General features: G+C 66.5%; 12 protein-coding genes, 1 tRNA gene and 2 pseudogenes. 7 read left to right on the top strand and 8 right to left on the bottom strand.

The window, feature by feature from the left end; translation table 11 throughout:
- Positions 1 to 153 precede the first annotated feature (153 nt).
- Together FEF34_RS20955 and FEF34_RS20950 are read left to right on the top strand one after the other, a co-directional pair.
- Positions 154 to 1,881: an IS1634 family transposase gene (locus FEF34_RS20955; RefSeq protein ID WP_138051320.1), complete on the top strand. Its 1,728-nt coding sequence runs from the start codon at positions 154 to 156 to the stop codon at positions 1,879 to 1,881.
- A gap of 136 nt (positions 1,882 to 2,017) precedes the next feature.
- A complete protein-coding gene (locus tag FEF34_RS20950; RefSeq protein ID WP_267905291.1) occupies positions 2,018 to 2,494 on the top strand; it encodes a transposase in 477 nt (158 codons plus the stop codon).
- Positions 2,495 to 2,789: 295 nt separating this feature from the next.
- Here the strand turns inward: FEF34_RS20950 and FEF34_RS43030 are convergent, their stop codons facing one another.
- From FEF34_RS43030 to FEF34_RS43025, 7 genes and pseudogenes are all read right to left on the bottom strand, one after another.
- Positions 2,790 to 3,398 carry an SMI1/KNR4 family protein gene (locus FEF34_RS43030; RefSeq protein WP_234042484.1) on the bottom strand — a complete coding sequence of 203 codons (609 nt, stop codon included), beginning with the start codon at positions 3,396 to 3,398 and terminating at the stop codon, positions 2,790 to 2,792.
- A gap of 164 nt (positions 3,399 to 3,562) precedes the next feature.
- Positions 3,563 to 4,063 (bottom strand): SMI1/KNR4 family protein, encoded by a 501-nt coding sequence (locus FEF34_RS20940; RefSeq protein WP_234042483.1) that lies wholly within the window; start codon positions 4,061 to 4,063, stop codon positions 3,563 to 3,565.
- A 344-nt stretch (positions 4,064 to 4,407) separates the two neighbouring features.
- Entirely contained in the window at positions 4,408 to 4,812 is a 405-nt protein-coding gene (locus FEF34_RS20935) for an SMI1/KNR4 family protein (RefSeq protein WP_171053032.1), read from the bottom strand.
- Between the two features lie 847 nt (positions 4,813 to 5,659).
- A complete protein-coding gene (locus FEF34_RS20930; protein ID WP_138054525.1) occupies positions 5,660 to 6,433 on the bottom strand; it encodes an SMI1/KNR4 family protein in 774 nt (257 codons plus the stop codon).
- Positions 6,434 to 6,701: 268 nt separating this feature from the next.
- A complete protein-coding gene (locus tag FEF34_RS20925) occupies positions 6,702 to 7,847 on the bottom strand; it encodes an ISAs1 family transposase (protein WP_199800686.1) in 1,146 nt (381 codons plus the stop codon).
- A gap of 897 nt (positions 7,848 to 8,744) precedes the next feature.
- Positions 8,745 to 16,988: a LamG-like jellyroll fold domain-containing protein gene (locus tag FEF34_RS20920; RefSeq protein WP_234042482.1), complete on the bottom strand. Its 8,244-nt coding sequence runs from the start codon at positions 16,986 to 16,988 to the stop codon at positions 8,745 to 8,747.
- Between the two features lie 2 nt (positions 16,989 to 16,990).
- Positions 16,991 to 17,484: pseudogene (locus FEF34_RS43025) on the bottom strand (XRE family transcriptional regulator); the annotation flags it as partial.
- Positions 17,485 to 17,579: 95 nt separating this feature from the next.
- Here FEF34_RS43025 and FEF34_RS20915 point away from each other — a divergent pair.
- Both FEF34_RS20915 and FEF34_RS20910 read left to right on the top strand, forming a co-directional pair.
- Positions 17,580 to 18,272 carry an HAD family hydrolase gene (locus tag FEF34_RS20915; protein ID WP_138054523.1) on the top strand — a complete coding sequence of 231 codons (693 nt, stop codon included), beginning with the start codon at positions 17,580 to 17,582 and terminating at the stop codon, positions 18,270 to 18,272.
- A 105-nt stretch (positions 18,273 to 18,377) separates the two neighbouring features.
- A pseudogene (locus FEF34_RS20910) lies at positions 18,378 to 18,497 on the top strand (radical SAM protein); the annotation flags it as partial.
- 217 nt (positions 18,498 to 18,714) lie between these two features.
- On the opposite strand, the gene FEF34_RS20905 reads toward FEF34_RS20910, so the two are convergent.
- Positions 18,715 to 18,788 (bottom strand) — tRNA-Thr (locus FEF34_RS20905).
- A 180-nt stretch (positions 18,789 to 18,968) separates the two neighbouring features.
- Here FEF34_RS20905 and FEF34_RS20900 point away from each other — a divergent pair.
- From FEF34_RS20900 to FEF34_RS20890, 3 genes are all read left to right on the top strand, one after another.
- Entirely contained in the window at positions 18,969 to 20,105 is a 1,137-nt protein-coding gene (locus FEF34_RS20900) for an ABC transporter ATP-binding protein (protein ID WP_138054522.1), read from the top strand.
- Between the two features lie 192 nt (positions 20,106 to 20,297).
- A complete protein-coding gene (locus tag FEF34_RS20895) occupies positions 20,298 to 20,732 on the top strand; it encodes a hypothetical protein (protein WP_138054521.1) in 435 nt (144 codons plus the stop codon).
- A 75-nt stretch (positions 20,733 to 20,807) separates the two neighbouring features.
- On the top strand, positions 20,808 to 21,527 hold the full coding sequence (locus tag FEF34_RS20890) for a nucleotidyltransferase family protein (RefSeq protein ID WP_138054520.1): 720 nt from the start codon (positions 20,808 to 20,810) through the stop codon (positions 21,525 to 21,527).
- The last annotated feature ends 353 nt before the right edge of the window (positions 21,528 to 21,880 follow it).

Here is a 21,880-nt window from a genome sequence, read left to right as displayed (position 1 = left end):
CGTTCCGCGTAATTCGGGGGTTCTGGAGTCCCTACCGGGCTGAAGGTGCAGGTCAGTGGGCTGGAGGCTGGTGACGCGGGCAGATTCGCCTAGAGACGCGATTCTGCGGATTCGCCTGCGCTGACCTCGAGTTGCTCCGTAGGGTCTGGAGTCGTGTATGTGAAGACGACGAAGCGGGAGAACAAGTCCGGCACGGTCCGGTACCTGCACCTGGCCCACAACGAGTGGGATCCGGTAAAGGGCCGGGCGGTCCCGAAGGTGCTGTTCACGTTCGGCCGTGAGGACGACCTCGACCGGGACGCAGTGAGGCGCCTGGTCGCGTCTCTATCGAGGCTGCTGGAGCCGGGTGAGGCACTGGCGTCGACGGCGGCGGGTGACCTGGAGTTCGTCTCGTCGGTCCCGTTCGGCGGCACCTATGTCCTCGATCATCTCTGGCGTCGGCTGAGGATCGACAGGATCGTCGGGCAGGTCGGGCAGCCCAAACGGGGCCGGCGCCGGGACATGTCGATGACCGAGCGGGTGCTGTTCTCCCTGGTCGCGAACCGGGCCCTGGCGCCGTCGTCCAAGCTGGCCGCCGCGGACTGGGTCACGCACGACGTGCATGTCGAGGGCCTGCCGGCCATCGACGACGACGCCTGCTACCGGGCGATGGACTGGCTCCACGAGGTGACCGACGACCTGGAGAAGCGGGTGTTCGACGAGGTCGCGAACCTCCTCAACCTCGAGGTCGACCTGCTGTTCTTCGACACCACCAGCACCTACTTCGAACTGGAGGAGGCCGACGGACCCGTCGCCCGCGACGACAAGGGCCGCCTCCTGACGGACGACCGCCCACCCGCTGAAGAGGACGGCGAGAGCGCGGATCAGGCCGGGTTCCGTGCCTTCGGCAAGTCGAAGGACTCCCGCGACGACCTGCCGCAGATCGTGATCGGGATGGCCGTCACGAGGGACGGGATCCCGGTCCGCGTCTGGTCCTGGCCCGGCAACACCGGTGACAGCAAGCTGATCCGGCAGGTCAAGGACGACATGCGGGACTGGACCCTCAGCAAGATCGTGTGGGTCACCGACCGGGGATTCTCCAGCGAACGCAACCGCCGCTACCTCCGCCAGGGCGACAACGCCTACATCGTCGGCGAGAAACTCCGCTCAGGCAGCCCGGAGGTGAAGGCCGCCCTGTCCCGCCAGGGCCGCTACGGCGAGATCGCCCAGAACATGCGGGTCAAGGAGGTGCGGATCTCCGACACCGAACGGTTCGTGATCTGCCACAACCCCGAAGCCGCCACCCGTGACCAGCACATACGCGAACAACTCGTCTCCCAGCTCACGACCCTGATCGAAGACACCGACAAGCTCAGCGACTTCAAGCGTGGCGAACTCCGCGGCAAGATCGCCGACAAGCCCGGCCTCAACCGCTACCTCCGCACCACCCCGTCCGGCAAGCTCCGCATCGACACCGCGAAGATCAAGACCGAGGAGAACCTCGACGGCAAGTACCTGCTGCGATGCTCCGACCCGGGCCTGTCCGCCGAGGACATCGCACTCGGATACAAGCAGCTCCTCGAAGTCGAGCGGGGCTGGCGGGACATGAAGCAGATCATCGACCTGCGGCCCGTCTATCACCGGCTCGAGGAACGCATACGCGCACACGTCGTCCTCTGCTGGCTCGCCCTCCTGTTGATCCGCATCATCGAGACCAGCGCCGACGCGACCTGGACGACCGTCCGCCGCGAGCTCGACCGGCTCCACCTCGGTACGTTCACCGGCCCTACCGGCCTGTTCCGCCAGGTCACCGCCCTCACCAAGCCCCAGAGGGACCTGCTGGCCAAGCTCAACATCCCCGCACCGAAGCAGATCATCGCGCTCGAACCCGCACCCCGCTGACCAGCACGAACACCAGCGCCTAGAGAAACGCCTCTCAGGCGCCCTCACCCATGTCCGCGCAGGTCAGACCCCAGATTCGTGACTCTAGGACGCTGAATTACGCGGAACGCAGGCCTTTCGCCCCGCCCTCGACCTCCTGGACACCATCCCCGGCATCAACCAGGCCGTCGCCGAAGTGATCATCGCGGAGACCGGCGGGGACATGACCCGCTTCCCCTCCGCCAAGCACCTCGCCTCCTGGGCCGGGGTCTGTCCCGGCCACCACGAGTCCGCCGGCCGCACCAAGAACGCCAAGGTCCGCCCCGGCAACCCCTACCTCAAGGGCGCCCTCGGCCTGGCCGCCTTCGGCGCGGTGCGAACCAAGGACACCTACCTGCAGGCCCGCTACAAACGGCTGACCTCTCGCCGCGGCCCGCTGCGGGCCCTGGTCGCCGTCGAACACTCGATCATCACCGCGATCTGGCACATGCTCACCGACAACGTCCCCTACCACGAGCTCGGCGGCACCTACTTCACCCAGCGCGACCCCGAACGCGCCACCCGCCGCGCGATCAACCAGCTCAACCAGCTCGGCTACACCGTCACCCTCAACCCGAGAAAGCAGCCAGCCTGACCGACGACCCCGGACACCCGGCGACCCCACGGCCACCGGGCGTCCAATGCTGCCCACACCGACCCTGACCTGCTGCTATTTACGCGTCAGAGACCTACGCTCCTCAATCCGCGTGCCACGTGATCCGCCCTGTGCCACCCCGTCCGCTCACGCAACGCTCACGCAAAACCGCCTGGCGCGAACCTTCCGACCTCAGAGCAAGGGTCGTAAGCAGCTCCGCCCCTTCGGCATGCGCACCAACGGTGACTTCGGCGGGCTTTCTGGGAATCGCACGGCGCGCCCGTTGATCTTCGGCTTACATGCCGCGATCCGGGCCACGACGCGTCGGAGGCCGCTCATCCGGCATCATGGGCAGGTCTCGCAAAATCACGGGCCCGGGGTAAAAGGAACTGGTCTCCGGGCCTGCCATATCCTCGCCAACGAGATAGCGGTACAACCACTCGGCGAACCCCATGGCGTACTCGAAGAACTCGCCCTCTCCGTCCTCCACAAAGAGTGAACCCTGCCCCTGGGCTCCTCGGGGAGCGTAGAAGATTGTTTCTCCACGATCGGTACTGGCCAACGGAATCAAACCCTCCGCTGTACCGAACGTCAGATCAAAGACACCTAGAGAAGGGCGCGGGTCTCCTTCAAGATCTCCCTCCTCCCAAACCACCTGCGACCAGGCTTCGGCCGTACTCCGGGTCCACTCACCCAGATTCCACCGCTTCGTGGCGGGATGATTCAGGTAGAGATGGCCATTATGGACCACAGGAGCGTAGGCGTCAGCGATGGCCTTGAAATCACCAGGGAGACCGGCACCGAGGTTATCCTCGAGAGCCTGCCATGCTACAGAATTTCGATAACGCGCCGTCGGCCCACCGAGCATCTCCAGCACTTGCTGGAGATAATTACTTCCCTTCACATTCATCACCTCTTCGGGCAGCTCGCACTACCCGCTTCGGCTTCCGTCCCGGTGAGCCGTCATCTCATAGGCAACGGAAAAGGGAGGGACACGAAGCCAGCCCGGCAGCTATTTAACTACGTTCCGGCCACAGTCACGGACGGCAGTCACCCGATTGACCCCGCTCAGATCAGCGGCGATCCCTCAGCACTTGCCCAGTCGAACCCAACGCGCGGCCAACCGCGGGGGAACTCATCCCGGGCCAGAGCCTGCAGGAACTCTGTGACTCCCCCCGGGAAGATCTGCACCTCCGGGCATTGCCGGAACGAGACAGCCACAGCCCAATCGAGGTTGTCAGCCGAAGGGGGAACCAGCAGACAGATGTCGCCATTGAAGTCGTGATAGGCCCATGGCAGAAATCTGCCGATCCCGGAACTCTCGCCAGGGGCCGCGCCGGATGCTCCTTCTTCATCCGCGAGGAAGGTCCGGCGGTTCTCTTGCATCACCTTCAAGAGAGGATCGACCCCCTCCGGATGGGCGATGAACAAATGCCCGAAGACTACAGCGTCCCCAAAGCCGTCCACGAACTGCTTGTAGTCACGGGGAAGCTCAAGACCAGCCCAGACTTCGATCTCCCGCCACGACTCCGGGCTCGCGGGACGGAATCTCTCCGGCAGACCGAACACCCCAGCACTCACACTCGGTATATCAATCACCTCGCATAGATTTCAGAAGGAAGCTCCGACACTCGGCAACATGGCCCGCCGGCGCCGGGAGTACACGTCGCAGGTCACGCCGCAGCGACCTCACAGAGGGCGCCGCCCACGCGAAGTCAGACGCGTCGGCGGGTGCGGGTGAGCCGCCGTTGACTCCCCTGCATGCACCGAAGGGGCTAATACTCCGCCCGAGTTCGTCACAGCCTGAATCCGGCTCAGTCCACCGTTGCCCGGGGCGAATACGAACGGGAATCAATCGCGTACCCCAGCAAATCGGCAAAGTTCCCGAAGAACATGCTGTCGCCTTCCCCTACTCACCAAATCCGCTCGGGCAGTACATCAGGACAATCAATCATGAAGATCGCTTGTGAGACGTCCCTATTCACCGAAACCGGAAACAGCATGACGTCGTCTGGCAGACCTACGTCAGCAGGAGTTCCGTCTTCTCGCGTCCCATCACGGAACTGGAGGACACCGGCCCCTCTACCGCCGGACCGGTTCCGGCAACCTAGAACACAATGGGACAGGTAGAAGCCATCCATGCCGTCTGTCACCGATAGGAACTCCCGATAATAGCTATCCAGCAACTGCCCTGCGGTCGCCTCCAGTTGGGAGATCTCCTGCTGACTGGCCGGAGGGTAAATACGGGGAATCGCAGACGCCCCGGACGGATCAGCCAGATACTCGTTGATCCTCCTGGCCATCAACTCACTGATCACTCGGCGCATTTCCATGTGATACTCTAAACTTACGGGCATGCCGTACCTGCCGGACGAAACTGAACCACTGACACGCTCAGTAGTGTACGTACCGGCATCACCATCCACTCCCGCATAGTAGAAGCCAGTCGGCTTGTACCCCACGTTGTACTTCAGTGCATAGCGGCCGACCTTGGAGTTGACGACGCCATCCTGCTGATGCCAGCAGTATGGAGCTCCCCGGACCAGGTTGTGTCGGGGAGATGTCCAGCCACATTTCCGGTGTACTGGTACGGGGTACCGGCAACTTCCCGAATATGCCTGGCCTTGATCTTCTCTGCGATCTTCTCAAGCGAATCGGCCATACCGTCGGGCCCAACAGCGTTCTCGTTCCGCGGTGACACGCGCCCCTTCGCCGACCAATATGACGGGATCGCATTGATGGCTGCGATATGGTCCTTCAACTCATTGATCTGATCCTGGGTCGCGCCCTTCGGGGCGCGGAAACACACCATGCCCGACACGCTGCGCCCAGCCCTGGTCTTCTTCAGATGCTCGGTGCAACTTTCGTCTTCATCATCCTCTGTGCCTGAGCTTCTTTCTGCCGGACCCCTGCGCAGGTGCCGTTTCATAGTCTTCCTGCGAGTCCGGCGTGTACCCCTCGTCTCCGTCGACCAGTTCAAGCATTTGCAGCGTCCCGACGACGATCTTCCAGCCGTCGCCAGGCGATTCACGAGTCGCCGACCCGGCGTCCTACGGCACGCTACGAGCGGCCAACCCGACCGCGTCCCGCTACCCCCATACAAGTCGGCGATTCACACCCAGCCCAAAGGACACGCACCACTACAACCGACCTGACCAAGCACTACTAGACCTGGCCCGCACGCCCCTGCAAGTCCTGCAGTTCCTTCAGCCGGGCCGCGTAGAGGACAGCAAGGCGCGTCACTTCTGCGGCGTCAGCTTCCGCCAGCCGCGCGCGGTCCCGTACGCAAACCTGCTGCAGGGCGAACAGCTCTTCCAGCAGCTGTGGATCAGTCCCGGCCCGGCGCTCCGCAGCGACCAGTAGGCCATACTGGGCGACCACCTGCGTCAGCAGCCCCTCAGCCACCACCTCGTCGACGCTTCCCGCCCGGCCCTCCAGGGGCGCACCCGCAGGAACCTGGATGGGCTGCTGGTCAAGGTACAAAACGCACGGGGGCTTTCCGCTCAGAGCGACATCTTCTTCAAATAGAGAAATGCTCGAATCACCACTGAGAGCCCTGAAGAGGAATTCCGTGAATCCAAACGGATGGTGCGACCACCAGCCCTGCCAGTTGACGACTACAGTCCAGTCGCTCCACGCTCCATGCGGCGGAAGAAGATTCACCTGGGTTCCCGTAGATGTTTCCGCAACTGGAACTATTCCACCACCTTCCGGGAAGATCGGATACGGATAGTCCTCAGGAAAGCCTCTCCTGAGAGAGTCACACTCGAAGATTACGCGATCAATAAGACCTCCGAGATTGAGCACCGCGCCGCGTGGGTGTGACACGCAGAGGTCAGAGTAGATCTCGCACGGGCCGTACGATGAGACGAATTCCTTGTAGTCACGAGGCAGCGCGAGCCCCTTCCCCGCCTCAAACTCCGACCAATCTGCCTCCATGTCAGAATTCAACTTGGGAGGTCCCAGAAATTCGATAAACCTATCCAACCCCATCAGTGTCTCCTTATGTGCACTTATATCCACCAGCGGCAGTATTGAACAATGTGCAGTCTAAATGAAAGCCGCGTTGCCCGGCAGCCTTTATCCTCAGCTCTGTGGGAATCGACGGCCGACCGGGGTTTCCGTAAACCGGGACCATTGCATAGAGGACGGACTGACTCCCCGCCAGGGCGATTTCAAAGTCTGGCTGTTCGCGCGTCTGTGCTGGTCAGCGGGGTCCGAGGAGTGTCAGGGGACGGGTGAAGGGCTCGTAGGACATCTCGCGGAGTCCAGCGGCGATGTTGTGGTGGCCGGCGGCACGGAGGCAGTTGATCGCGAAGCTGCGCAGGGTGGCCATGTTCTCCGGGCCGTGCTCGGTGTGGGCCTTGGAGGCGTCCTCGCGGAATGCGGTGTCGCGGACGAAGTGGAGCCGGTTTTCGATGACCCACTGCGAACGAATGATCTTCGCGAGCCGCTGAGGGGAGGCTTCCCGGCTGGTCAGATCTGTGATCACGTACGCCGTCTCGCGGCTGCGCCTGCCGGTCTTCAGGCAGGTGCGGTGGCGTACGAACCGGGCGACCTGTGCGGCGTACGGGAAGTCGAGGTCATCGACGGTCAGGACCTGCACCACGCGGGTCTCCTTGCGGCCGTGCCCCTCGGTGCGGTCGTAGAACTTCGCGGTCACTTCCCCCAGGGCAGCGTGTGCAGCCGCTCGTGGAGACCGGCCTGGTTCTTCTTTCACGCACAGCGCGTAGTGCGCCTTCTTGTCCTCGACGAGGAAGCGGGCGTGGCCGCGTTGGGCGTGCAGGGCATCGGCGGTCACGGTCACCCCGGTCAGGTCGAACGGTGCCAACAGGCTGGCGAAGCAGGTGATTTCATTCGTCTTGTCCGGGACTCGCAGTTGCGTGACGGTCAGCCCGTCACCGGTCATAGCGGCGAGCAGATGCGCGGCCGGGGTGTCACCGTGGCGGGAGCCGCGAGCGCTCTTGCCGTCCACCGCGAGGGTGTCGGACCCGGCCGGGTTGGCGCCGAGCAGGTCGGCAAGTCCGCCGGGACAGGTGCGGTTGATGATCCGGCGGATGGTCGCCGAGCTTGGCGCGACGCGGACGGCGAACACGCTGGTGGTGCGGGCACCGAGCCGGGCGAGAGCCTCCTGCGGGGCATTCCTGGCCCACTGGCCGATCGCGGCGAACGAACGCGCTCCGCTCAGCACGGCCGAACACGCGATCAGCAGCACGCTCACGAACGGGTGACGCTTCCCGCGCCGGTGCCGCGGATCGGCCAGCGTGGCCAGCCGCTGCGGCAGTCCCGGCAGTGCGCGGTGCTGACGCGAGGGCGACTTGATCAGGCAGACGCTGGCAGACTGACGGCACATCGAAGCTCCGGTTCGGCAGGGCGACTTGAGAGGTCACCCACTCCAACCGGAGCTTCGTTGTGTACGAGACGGGTCGACCGACAGTCGTCACGCCGCCGTGACCTGCGACTTCGCAGCATCACTCGGACTTTGAAACAGCCCTGTCCCGGGGGCTGAGTGGAACTGTTGGTGTTTGTTCCCGGGTTCTTTCGCCCCTTGTTGTAGTCAGTTATGTCCAGCAGGCCGTACACCCCGGCGGCACGGCACTGATAGCCCGCCTTTCTCCGACTCAGGACGCTATATATGCGTGGCAGCATTGCTATCGATGTTGCATCTGAAAGCAAATTCCGTCCGCAGATGCCTAAGCGCCCTCCCGGCCGATTTTAGGACTATGCGGCTACCACCGTACCCATCGACTCAAAGCCAGGATCCGCGTCGATTAGCGGCACCGAGAGCTCTCCCTGAAGTGCAGCCCACAGAAAGTCGGTAAAAGTCAAATCAAAGACAAACCAACTCCCCATGTCAACTAGGACCCTAGAGCCACACGAAACCTCATCGGGAGGCAGCAGAAATACGTGGTTCCCGGACATTGACCTGGCTACAGGAAATCCACCACCCTGTTGCGGGTGAATCGCATAGGGATACATCTCCGGACTCTCCTGAGCCAACAAAGGATAAGCATTGGCGACATGTTCCACAAGGTCACCCAAAGGAAGACTTTCATGGCCCGGATTTACTCTCGGATGGAACAACATTAGCTGCCCACTCACACATCCAGGACCATAAGCCGAAACGAATTCCTTGTAATCTGCGGGAAGTTTCACACCGTGTCGACTTTCGAAATCCCTCCAATCACTAAGGGGATCCCCGTTCACTTGAGGTCTTCCCAGCATCTCGCGAAAGCTATCGATCATCATGTCATGGCCCTTCGGAACAGGAGTATCCACCAGCCGGTCGATTGTGGACCGTACAGGCAAGACGATACCCTTTATTGCCCACTGCGTACATTTTAATTTCGTTGGGTATGGCAGGGTTCGTACCGCCATAGACAGGAAGGACGCCTAGAGTCACCATCTCGCCATCCTTGATCGCCCGGGTGATTTTGTTCTCCAGGCCACGCATGTGTGGCGAGTTCGCAGGATCCTGATAGCCAGCCACAAAATTGCGCAAGGTGTCCCGTGCACCACCCATCTGATTGGCAATCAGGTGCAATGCGGCACGATTGCTTGCCGGCAGGTCGTTGTAGCCCGCCGGCTTCCACTTCGGGTCGAGCCTCCAAGGTCGCAAGTCAAAGGCGTCGAGATGCGCCACGGCTCCGGTGGCGCGGCAGTCTTCTGGATCAGGACCGAAACGAGTCATCGGAGAGTAGAAAAACGACGGATCCTTGGACGGAAGATCCCGTGAACATGAATTACGAGTGCGCTTTGCATGAGGATCTGCACCTGACGTGCCGTAGCCCAGGTCCGGATCTAGCTGATGTTCCGGAAACATATCTTGCAGCAGTTCCAGACCAGCCTGGTCTGCAGGCGTGTACCGGCCGCTGGAGTGAGAAGCCATCTCGATGAACAGTGCGCGGTCGTAGACAAGCGCAGTGTCGAGGGCCTGTCGAGTGGTCGCCGCTACGTCCACCCTCGGTTTCGGTGCGGGGCGGGTGGGTGCGGGTTGGGGGTGTTTGCCGCGGTTGGGGTTTTGTGGGGTCGGTGGTTTGCTCGGGCGGGTGGGGGTTGACGGCCGGCCGCTGCCCGAGGTGTGCGTGCCGCGGTTGGGGGTGGGGCGTGTCGTTGGGTTTCTGCCGCAGGTGCCGTAGGTGCACCTGCTCGATCCAGACCGGTTGCTCCATGTTCGCGATGTGGTGGCCCTGGTCGCGGGACGCGACGACGTTGCGGGCCTCCTGGTCGGGGTGGTGCGGTTGTTTCCGCAGCGGTTCCGGTTGCACGAGTCCCAGCTCTGGGAGCGGGTCGATGTGGCGGTTCTGGCCTTCGGCCGCGACTTGGCCTGCGACCTGGCGGGCGCCGTCCCGCGGTATCCTCCGCCGCGCACGCCGCCCATGCTGGAGCTGGCTGTCCCGAAGCCCCCGTACCCGCGCCCGCAAACGCACAAGTGGCCGGTCGGGTCGGTGCCGTTGAGCGGCTCGCCGCCGGCGTATGCGTAGCGGTTGGCCTGGCCTGAGGGGGTGGGGTCGAGTTGCCAGGTGTCGCGGGAGGTGAAGCCGCCGGTGCCGGGTTGGTACCAGCGCGCGGCCATGTTCACCTCGCCCGTGCCGGTGTCGGTCCAGCCGGACTGGTAGCCGACCGCGGGGTTGTTGCCGTCGGCCGCGGTGACGGTGCCGAAGGGATCGTAGGCGCGGGAGCCCGCCAGGGTCGTGCCGTCGGGGCTGAGGCTCGCCACGAGGTCGGTGTGCCGGTCCGTGATCGACAGTCGGGCCGTGTTCGGGGTGCCGGTCGTGGCACTGGACAAGAGGGAACCGTCCGGGCGGCGGGTGTAGGTCGTGGTGGTGTCGCTGACCAGGCTGTTGGAGCCGCCGTCGTAGGTGAAGGCCGTGCCGTTGTGGGTCATCACACGGTCGAGCGAGTCGTAGGTGAAGGTGCTCGTGCCGTTGTCGGTGGTCCGCTCGAAGGCGTCGGAGTTGATGGTCCGGGTGGAGCCGTCGCCTTCGGTGATGAGTTTCTCGGTGCCCCGGGCGCTGTAGGCGAAGGTGTCCTGGCCCCAGGTGACCAGCCGGTTGCGTGAGTCGTAGGTTCCGGTGATGTCGCCCTTCTTGGTCAGGTTGCCCGCGTCGTCCCATTCGTAGGGGACGGTGGCGGATCCGCTGGTCCAGGAGGTCGTACGGCCGATCAGGTCGTAGGTGTAGGTGTGCGTGCCGGCGCCCGCCGTGCCGGTGGTGGTCTTGTTCACCAGCCGGTCAGCCAGGTCGTAGGCGTACGTGATGCCGGTGACCTCCGTGCCGCCGCTGGTGCGGGCGACGGTGTCCGTCGTCAGGCGTCCGAGGCTGTCGTAGCCGAACGAGCGCTTCGCGCCGACGGTGTACAGCCCGTCCTTGTCCGGCCGGGCGTACTGCTCCAGCCTCGGTCGGCCTGCCGCGTCGAAGTCGAACCATATCTGGGTGCCGCTCAGCGGGTCGTTCGCCCAGTCGAGCCGACCGGACTCGTCGTAGCCGAAGGACGCGGAACCCGCGGCGTCCGTGCGGGACGTCATGCTTCCGTCGGCGTCGTAGTCGTACCGGGACTGGCCCGCCGGTCCTTGGGTGCTGAGCAGTTGTCCCCGGTCGTTGTAGGTGTAGGTGTTGCTGCCCGAGACGGCGTCCGTGCCCACGGCGGTCAGGCGCCCGTCCAGGTCGTACGACAGACTGCGGGGCCGCGTCGAAACCGCCGTGCCAGAACCGGACTCCTTGACGAGTCGACCCAGCCCGTCATACGTACGCTGACGGATGACGTCGCCCGGGAGCCGTTCGGTGACCGGCTGTCCCGCGGCGTCGTAGACCGTGGTCCAGGTGCGCACGTCTTCGTTCCAGTGCTGCGTGGTCGCGGGTTCGATCGTCGACTCCGGCAGACCCCAGGAGTTGAAGGTGTAGTACGTGGCCATGGCCCGGCCGTCGGTGAACCGGGTCCGGTTCCCCGCCGTGTCGTAGCCGAAGCTCGTCGTGATCGTGCGGGTGCCGGAGACCTTCTCCTTCTGCGTGGTCATCCGACCCAGCGCGTCGTAGCCGAACTCGGTGTGACCGCCGGTCGGGGATGTCGCGGTGAGCTGGTTGCCTTCGGCGTCGTAGGTCGCCTTGGCCGAGCGGAGGACGGTCGTCCCCGTGCCGTGGTCCGCGGCCTCCGTGACGTTGTCCAGCGCATCGAAGGCGACCGTGCTCTTGCGCCTGGTGGGATCGGTCGTCTCGATCACGCGGCCGAGGCCGTCGTACGCGAACGTGGTGACACCGCCACCCGGCTCGGTCGTGCTCACCGGCTCCCCGGCCTTGTTGTACACGGCCGTGGACATGCGTCCCGCGGGCGTGGTCGCGACGATCTGGTTGCCCGCATCGTCCCAGGTGTAGCGGGAGGTCAGATTCTGGAGCGACGGGTAGCGCTCGACGGTCGTGGCGGTGAGCTGCCGCCCCAATTCGTCCCAGGTGGCCTCGGTCCGCGCCCCGGTGGGGGTGGTGGCCGAGAGCTGGAGCCCGGTGGGGGTCCAGGTGTAGCGGGTGATACCGCCACCGTCGAGGGCGATGGAGGTGCCCGAGAAGGGGCTGGGTTCCTGGAGTCCGGTGGGGGCGCCCGGCGCCGGGTCGGTCTGCTGCACGAGGTTGTCGAGCTGGTCGTATGCGAACCTCGTGACGCGTCCGAGCGGGTCGGTGCTGCCGGTCGTCCGGCCGAGTGCGTCGTAGTCGAGCCGGGCGACCGCCGAAATGGGGGTGGTTGCGCCCGGTGGGGTGTACGCGGGGAGCGTGACGGCCGTGGCCCTGCCCAGCTTGTCGAACTGGGAGCGGGTGACCTCGCCGTTCTCGTCGCGGAGGTCGGTCGCGTCACTGAAGGTGTTGTAACCCACAGCGGCCACCGGTCGGACGGTCTGCGCGGTGCCGGGGTACTTCTCGGCCGCGACCGGCGGCGCGGTCCGTTCCACGAGCCGGCCGAGCGCGTCGTAGCGGAATGACGTGGTGAAGGCCGCCGGATCAGCACCCGTCACGGTGCCTCGCGGGCCGACCGTGCTCAACTGCAGGCCGCGCTCGTCGTAGGTGTGCCGCGTGGTGTGCGTGGACGCACCGTCGCTCAGGGCTGCGGTGAGCACGTTGCCGGCCTTGTCGTACGTGAACCGTTCGGTGCGCTTCTTGGTGTCGGTGATCCACTGGGCCTCCTCCGTGACGTGGTCGTCGGCGTCGTAGAGGTAGTCCGTCCGGCGGTTCAGCCCGGTGGGGTCGAGCACGGTCCGCTCGACCCGGCCCGTGGCGTCCACGGTGTGGACCTGGGTCGTGGTGCCGCCGCCGGTGACCTGCCGGGTCAGGTGCCCGGCTCCGTCATAGGTGTTGGCCTCCAGGACGATGTCCCGGCGGGTGCCGTCCGACTGCGAGACCTGCTTGGCGGTCGTGGTGGCGGGAAGGCCGTCGTCGAAGTAGGTGTACGCCGTGGTGGCGCCCATGGCGTCGGTCGTGGACGCCAGCCGGCCCGCGGGGTCGTAGGCGTTCGACTCCAGGACGAGGTCCCGGACCTGCCCGGACGGATCGCCGGTCCAGTCCCTCAGGACAGTCTCGGCGAGGTTGCCCAGAGCGGTGTACGAGTAGGTCTGCTCGTTGCCGAGCGCGTCCGTCTCCTTGGCCAGCCGGCCCAGGGTGTCATAGCCGTAGGCGGTGACACTGCCTTCGCCGTCGGTCACGGTGTCGTTGCGGCCGTGCTGGTCATAGTGGTACGTGGTGGTGGACTTGGGGTCGCCACCGCTGGTGTCCTCCATCACCTCGGTAAGGACGTTCCCGTCCTCGTCGAACGTACGGGTGATCTTGGCTGTGTGCGTGGTCCCGGTGATCTCGTTCTTCAAACCTGCCCCGGTCTCGGAGACCAGTTTCGACAGGCTGTCGTAGGTGTAGGTGGTGGTCACACCGTTCGGGAACGCATCGGAGACCTGCGTCTCGCTGGTCTTGCGCCCCAGGCCGTCGTAACCGTACATCGTCACCAGACCCGACGCGGACGTGGTCTGCGCCAGATCGCCCTTGGCATCGTACCGATACGCGGTCACGGCCCCGCCGGGCGTGGTCTCGGTCGCCACCAGCCCCGCAGGTGTCGTCCCGCCGCCCACGGCGGCCTCCGCGCCGGTGGTGTACGCGGTGGTGGTGGTACGTCCGTCGGCGAGCGTCGTTGCCGCGGGCAGGCCCAGGGACGTGTATGTGATCGTCGTCTTGTAGCGGTCGTCGGCCGGCTTGCTGGAGCGCGCGTCCCGCACCGCGACCGGTTTGTCGTTGCGTGGGTCCAGGGGATCGGCAGAGTTCAGGTAGTACTCGGTGAACGACGTCCAGCAGGAGTCCGCGTCCCGGCAGGTCGTCCGCGAGACGGTGTTGCCGCGGGCGTCGTGGCCGGTGATCGTGGAGTGCCCGTTGGGGTCGGTCACGGTGTTCAGGAAACCGCCGGTGTCGTACGCGTACGTGGTCAGTCCGCCTTCGGCATCGGTGGTCGACGTCCTGCGCTGACCGCGCAGGGCGTCGTACGTCGTCGTGACCTCGTGCCCGGCGGGGTCGGTGACCACGATCGACGAGGCGAGGCCGGACGCACTGGTGCGCGTACGGGCCCGGTAGTGCGCGCCGACCTGGTCCTCGGTCAGGCCGTGCTGGTAGACGGCGACCTCGTCGAGCTGACCGGTGAAACGGTATGTGCCGGCGGTGGTCACGCCCATCCAGGCGGTGTTGGCGTATCCGGCGCCCAGGTACGCGTACACGCCGGGCATGTGGCGGGCCGCGCGGTTGAGGGTGCCCACCTTGATGCCGTCGAGGTAGAGCGCCTGGCTGCTGCCGGAAGCGCTCAGGACGGCGTGGTGCCATTCGTTGTCGGTGACGGTGACGGCCGACTTCATCGGGGTGGCGCCGTTCGGCTGGTCGGCGGTCCAGAACTGGCCGCGCAACATTCCGTCCGCGCCGACGTTCAGGACGGGCCGAGCGTCCGTCGGCGTGCTGCCGATCGGCGCGTTCTGCAGTCCGAGCAGGACGCCCTGCTTGGTGGTGCGGAACCACAGCTCCACGGCGACGTCGGTCGACTCGGTGACGAGACTGCTGGGGACGGCGATGTGGCCGGTACCGGTGAACTGGGCGGCGTGGCCGTCTTCGACGCCGAAGATGCCGGTGGTGGCCAGGGTGGCGTTGGTGTACGTACCCGCGCCGTCGTTGGCGGCGCTCTCACTGACCGCCTGCGTGGCGCCCTCGGGCTCGTCGAGACGCCAGAAGCCGGCGGGGGCGTCGCCGGTCACCGCGCCGCGGTAGTGCGGGCCGTCACCGGATATCAGGGCGGTACGGGCCCGGTAGTGCTGCCCGGCGCTGCCCACGCCGAGGGCGGTGGTGTAGAGGGCGGCCTCGTCGATCTGGCCGGAGAAGTACTTGGTACCGGCGAGCTGACCGTCCCACGGGGTGGTCGTGTACCCGCCGCCGAGGTAGGCGTTGGGCAGGGTGATCGGTTTGATCGGATTCGGGAGCGTACCCACCCGCACCCCGTCGAGGTACATGGCCTGCCCACCGCTGTAGCCGGTGAGCAGGACGTGGTGCCATTCGTTGTCCGTGACGACGGTGGTCGACGCGATCGTGGTGCCCGCCTGGCTCTTGTCGAGCTGGCCGCGGAGCTTGCCGCCGCGGTCGATGAGGAGCGCCGGCGTGATGGAGGTGGGTGTCTGGCCCAGCTCGGAGTTCTGGAACCCGAACAGGACGCTCTCGGGCTTGGAGGTGCGGAACCACAGCTCCAGGCTCATGGTGGAGGTGGTTTCCAGCGGATCGGACGGGACGTTGACCGCTCCCTCGGTGCCGTCCAGATCGATCGAGGTGTTGTCGCCGTCCGCGAACACGCCGGGACTGCCCAGGTTCACCCCGTCACGGTAGGAGCCGTCCATCCCGTCCCCCGTGACGCTGACGGCCTGTGCGCCGCTGCGCTCGCCAAGGCGCCAGTACCCGGCCGGGGACTGGGCCATGACGGCATCCTGGTAGGCGGCCGAGCCCGACGAGTAGGTGGGGTCCGAGACCTTCCACACTCCGCCGTTCGCGTCGGTCGTGCTGGTCACCCGACCGCTTGCAGTGTCGTAGGCGACCGTGGCGTGCGTCCGCCCCGACGGCAGGACGACCTTCGTCATCCGTGGCGTCTTCGCCCGCGCCGCGTAGTGGGCCGCTACGGTCGCCGCGTCCAGGGCGTGGTGGTAGACGGCGGCCTCGTCCAGGGTCCCGTCGAAGTGGCGTACGCCGGCGGCCTGGCCGTCCCAGGCAGGGCTGGACCAGCCGGCGCCCAGGTAGGCGTTGGCCTTCCCGTAGTGGTCGATCGGACCGGTCAGGGATCCGACCACCGCGCCGTCGAGGTACAGCGTCTGGGTGGTGCCCGCGCCGGAGAGGACGACATGGTGCCAGGCGCCGTCGGTGACCGTCTTGGACGACACCATGGGTGTCACCGGCTGGCCGGTGATCTCGAACTGGGCCCGGAGCCTGCCCGCGGTGTCGATGGCGATCGGACTGGCGTACTCCGGCTGGCCCGCATCGATGTCACCGCCTTGGAAGCCGAGGAGTACACCGGGCTTGGTGGTCTTGAACCAGAGCTCGACCGAGAGGAAGGTCGAGGTCCGCAGCGTGTTCTCCGGGATCTCGGCAGAGGAGTCGGTGCCGTCGAAGCCGGCCGCCGTGTCGCTGGTGCCGGCGATCGCTCCCGGCTGCCCGAGCAGGACGTCCCTGTAGGCGGCGTCGTTCAGGCCGGTGCGGGAGGGCGCCTGGCTGGCCCCGGTGGAACCTTCCTGCTCGCCGAGCCGCCAGTAGGCGACCGGGTTCTCGTCCATCACCATGGAGCGGTACAGCGAGCCGTCCTCGTACGTGTACACCGTGCAGGCAGTCGGGGACGCGGGCGAGCAGACCTTGGTCAGGCTGACCCCGGTGTAGTGGTACGTCCATGCGAGTCCCGGCACCGTCGGGCCGATGGCGCTCGTGGCCACCGAGGTGATGTGGTCGCCCGTCCATGTGAAGTTGAGCGACCGCCCGGACAGGACGTCCGTCACCGACTCCAGCGGACCACCGTCCTCGTCACGGTAGCGCAGCGTCTGGGCCCGCCCCGCTGCGTCCTTGACCTGCGACACCAGTCCGTTGGAGGTGAAGTGGTAGGTGGTGCCCGATCGTTCCCTCAGCACCCATCCCTCGACCTCGCGCTTCAGCGTGGTGGTCGACCCGGACGGCCCCGCGTAGGTGCCGTCCGGATTGATACCGAAGCGGATGCGGGACCCGCTGTCCAGGGTGACCAGGATGGTGTTCGTCTGCACCTCCTCCCGCAGCCTCATGTCCCACCGGCTCGCCCACCCGGTGCCGAAACCGGTATCGGTACGCGGATCGAGCGAGTTGTAGGTGCGGCGCACCGCGAGCTCGGGGCCCACCGTGGGAATGGCCGCGTCGGTGGCGGAGGTGGCGTAGTTGCCCGCACGCGCGGAGAACTCGCGGCCGTCGTCACCGCCCAGGTGCGCGGTCACCACCGGCTGCGGAACCTGGCGGCGAGGGTGTCGCCGATTCCCTCCTCGCGGCCCCGGAGGGCGACTGCCTGCCCGTCGGGGTCGCCGAAGCACAGGCGCACCCGCACTCCCTCGGCGGCACGTTCGGAGAGCATCTTGGCGACGTGAGGGTTGGACTGGGCGAAGAAGGTGCCGGAGAAGACGAGGACGCCGATCTCGTGCCGAGCCTCTCGCAGCAGCGCGAGCCAGACGTCCCGGGGCACGCCGGCCCTGTTCTGGTAGGTGCCGACCAGTTCGGTGCCTAACCCGTCCCGCGGCTGGCCGGGGCGCTTGGACGGCTCGGGCCAGAGGAAGGTCTCTTCCACGCGCAGGTGTCGCGCGACGCGGAAGCGGTGCCGGGCATGGGGAATCCGCCCACCAGCCACCGGCTCACCGTTTTGGGATCTACCTCGCAGACCTCGGCAAGCGAGTCGGGCGAGACGCCGCGTTGGCCGAGCACGGTGCGCAGTCGGTCGTTCACAGCAGCTATCGAATCGGCGCACCGCGTGATCGCGCAAGGACGTTCTGGGACGCCTTGGCTGAAGCGCAGCCATGCCGACTGCCTACTCTGGCGCCATGGAGCTCTTCGTCCTGTGGGACATCGACCACACCCTCATCGAGAACGCAGGGGTGAGCAAGGAGATCTACGCCGCTGCCTTCGCTGCCCTCTCGGGGCGCGAGCCCACGGAGCCGGCGCGTACCGAGGGGCGTACCGATCGACTGATCATGCGCGACATGTTCGTCCGCGAAGGGCTGCCCGTACCTGACTGGCACTTCATCGAGACGGCGCTCGCGCAGGCGGGGGAATCGCGCCTGGAGGAGTTGCGCAGGCGCGGGACTGCCCTGCCCGGTGTCCATGAGGCGCTGAAGGCCGCCTCCGCTCAGAGCGGTTGGGTCTCCTCCGTTCTCACCGGCAACATCGCCGCCAACGCTCGTGTGAAGCTGTCCGCGTTCGGCCTCGACTCCCTGCTGGATCTACCGGTGGGCGCCTACGGAGCGGACGCTGAGCTCCGTCCCCATCTGGTCGCTGTCGCCCGCGAGCGCGCGCAGCGACTTCGCGGTGTTTCGGCCGACGTCCCCACCGTCCTCGTGGGGGACACCCCGCGCGACGTCGAAGCGGCTCTGACCACGGGCTCCGGGATCCTCGCCGTCGCCTCCGGCATCCACACGCCGGAGGAACTGACCGCGGCCGGCGCTACTGACGTCCTGCCCGACCTGTCGGACACGAAGCGCGTCCTCAGCATGGTGGAGTCCTTCGCAGGTCACTGAAAACGTCCCAGGACGTCCTCGGACCGTCCCTGAACGCGGTGATGAGGTCCCCGGACAGAAAGCCACTATCGGGCTCCCAACAGGCAGTCAGCCGAAGGAGCCGATGTGATCGGGGAAGTCACCGGGATCAGGAAGATCCGAATGCTGTACCTGCAGCTGCTCTACCGCTGCAACTTCACGTGCCTGCACTGCTTCCACGGCAAGCGGCTCCAGTACGCCGACGCGGCGAGGGCAAGGGCGGCACACCGAAGGACAGGGTGAAAGCCCAGGCCAAGGCCGCCAAGAAGACCAAGCGCCGGAAGCCCAAGAAGTAGGTCTCCGAGCGGCTCCGCTCACGCATCGCTCACGCAAGCCAAGTCACGGCACCCCGGCCGTGTTACCCGCCATGCCCCGAGTAACAAAAAACCCCAGGTCACGGGCTATGTGACCTGGGGTTTCTCAGAGCCCCCTGTCGGATTCGAACCGACGACCTACGCATTACAAGTGCGTTGCTCTGGCCAGCTGAGCTAAGGAGGCACTGCGGACGAGTGTAACCGGATCAGCGCGCGTGCCCACCGGGAACTCCGGTGCCTCCGACTACTGACAGAACGGCCGGCGCAGGGTACCGTCACCCGGAGTTCACTTCGGTGGACTAGACCCATCCTTCCTTTACTCGGATCGTCCGGCACGTTCCTGCCGGTGAAGGGACGCATCACCATGGCCACTGTCACGTTCGACAAGGCGACCCGGATCTACCCGGGCTCCACGAAACCCGCGGTCGACGGCCTCGAAATCGAGATCGAGGACGGCGAGTTCCTCGTCCTCGTCGGCCCCTCCGGCTGCGGCAAGTCGACATCCCTGCGGATGCTCGCCGGGCTCGAGGACGTCAACGGCGGAGCCATCCGCATCGGTGACCGCGACGTCACCCACCTCCCGCCGAAGGACCGGGACATCGCCATGGTGTTCCAGAACTACGCGCTCTACCCGCACATGACCGTCGCGGACAACATGGGCTTCGCGCTCAAGATCGCCGGCGTCGGCAAGGCCACCATCCGGCAGAAGGTCGAGGAGGCCGCGAAGATCCTCGACCTGACCGAGTACCTGGACCGCAAGCCCAAGGCGCTGTCCGGCGGTCAGCGGCAGCGTGTGGCGATGGGCCGCGCCATCGTGCGCGAGCCACAGGTCTTCCTCATGGACGAGCCGCTGTCGAACCTCGACGCCAAGCTCCGCGTCTCGACCCGTACCCAGATCGCGAGTCTCCAGCGCCGCCTCGGGATCACCACGGTGTACGTGACGCACGACCAGGTCGAGGCCATGACGATGGGCGACCGCGTCGCCGTGCTGAAGGACGGCCTCCTGCAGCAGGTCGACTCGCCGCGGAACATGTACGACCGCCCGGCGAACCTGTTCGTCGCCGGCTTCATCGGCTCCCCGGCCATGAACCTCGTCGAGGTGCCGATCACCGACGGCGGTGTGAAGTTCGGCAACAGCGTCGTCCCGGTGAGCCGCGAGGCACTGTCGGCGGCAGCGGACCGAGGCGACCGCACCGTCACGGTCGGCGTGCGGCCCGAGCACTTTGACGTGGTGGAGCTGAACGGAGCCACCGCCCAGTCGCTGTCCAAGGACACCGACGACGCTCCGGCGGGCCTCGCCGTGACCGTGAACGTCGTCGAGGAGCTCGGCGCGGACGGTTACGTGTACGGCACCGCCGAGGTCGGCGGCGAGATGAAGGACCTCGTGGTCCGGGTCAACGGCCGGTCCGTGCCCGAGAAGGGCTCGGAGGTGCACGTCGTCCCGCGACCGGGCGAGACGCACGTCTTCTCGACGTCGACGGGCGAGCGACTGAGCGACTGACGTACGACGCCACATGGCAGCGGCCCCCTCGCCTTCCGCGAGGGGACCGCTGCCATGTGGCGATAAATACCCCGCCAAACCGGGCGATTCGCACACCAGCGTCAACCTGTGATTCGAAAGATTCCCTCGAAACATCCCTCGCGGGGGTGACTAAATGTCTCCACATCGCTACCGGCCGCTACGCTCGCCTCCGTGACCCAGACAGCAGCCCGCCGTATCGGCCGTACTCTCGCTCTCGTCCTGCCCGTCGTCCTGGTGCTCTCCGGAACCCTGGCGGTCACCAGCGTCCCGTGGGCGAACCGCAGTACCGAGTCCCAGATGCTCACCGCGTCCTCGGAGCACGTGTCGGTCCGCGCCGCGTCCCGTGCCCCACACGAGGTCCTCCGCGAGAAGCTCCTCACGGACCTGCAGCAGAAGGACCCGGGTGTCGCGCTCACCAATCTCCAGCGCGCCGTCGAGGGCCGTCCGTCACTCGCGCGGCACTGCATGACGATCGCCCGCGACCTGGGCCGTGCCGCCGTCGCCCGCTACGGGCCCACGCGCGCCCAGTCGTTCTCCCGCCCCGTCTGCGACACCTCCTTCGCCTCCGGCGTCTCGCAGCAGGCACAGGGCAACTGGGGCGGCTGACGCCCTGCCCGGCCGGGAGCGGCCGGGGGGCGGGGCGGGAGGAGCCGCGGGAGGGGCACCGCATATCGTGCCCCTATGCAGACCCATCCGACCCAGGCCGTGGTCCTGGCGGGCGGCCAGGGATCCCGGCTGCGCCCGTACACCGACGACCGCCCCAAGCCGATGGTCGAGATTCCCGGAACGGGGACCCCGATCATCGGCCACCAGCTTTCCTGGCTCGCCGCCGAAGGCGTCACGGACGTCGTGGTCTCGTGCGGGCACCTCGCCGAAGTACTGCAGGAGTGGCTCGACTCGGCCGTGCTGCCGCTGCGCGTCACGACCGTGGTCGAGACGGAGCCGCTGGGCCGCGGTGGCGGCCTGAAGCACGCCGCGAAGAGCCTGCCGCACCCGGACGAGCCCTGGTACGCGACGAACGGCGACATCTGGACCCGCTTCTCGCTGCGTGAGATGGCCGACTTCCACACGGAACGCGACGCCACCGCCACGCTCGCCCTGGCCCGTCCCCGTATCCCGTGGGGCGCCGTGGAGACGGACGAGTTCGGCCACGTCCTCGACTTCATCGAGTCGCCGCCGTCGCCGTATCTGATCAACGCCGGCGTGTACGTGTTCTCGGCGGCCTTCACGGACCTGCTGCCCGACCGGGGCGACCACGAGCGGACCACGTTCCCCCGGCTGGCGCGGGAGCGCTCACTGGCCGGGTTCCCGCTGCCGCAGGGGGCGTACTGGCGGGCGATCGACACGGCCAAGGACCTCACCGAGGCCGCGAGGGAACTCACCTCCCAGCCGCCGCGCTGAGACACCGGCGCCTCGCCCCGGCACCCCCGCAACGCACCCCTCTCGCAAGGCACCGCGCGCAACGCATCTCTCTCGGGCGCGCTCCGCACCGCTTCCCCCCGCGCGCCGCCTCCTCCGCCGGGCTCCGCCTCCCCGCGGACGTGAGCCCCGGGGCGGGAAGCCGAGCCGGGCAGGGCGCTCAAGCGCCGGACCCGCAGAAGCGGTCATCGACGAAGGGGCGGCCACCGACCACCACTCGCGCTCGATGACCGCCCCTCCCCGCCGTCCGCCGGTCCTGGGCCGTATGCGGTCCAGAGCCGTGGTCGGATGGGCCCTCCGGCCCGCGGCGCCCCGCGCGGCACCTCGCTGCGTGC

Origin of the sequence: Streptomyces marianii (assembly GCF_005795905.1) — a bacterium.
Classification (GTDB): domain Bacteria; phylum Actinomycetota; class Actinomycetes; order Streptomycetales; family Streptomycetaceae; genus Streptomyces; species Streptomyces marianii.
The sequence above is the reverse complement of the archived record's forward strand: the minus strand, read 5'-3'. Positions and strand labels throughout refer to the sequence as shown.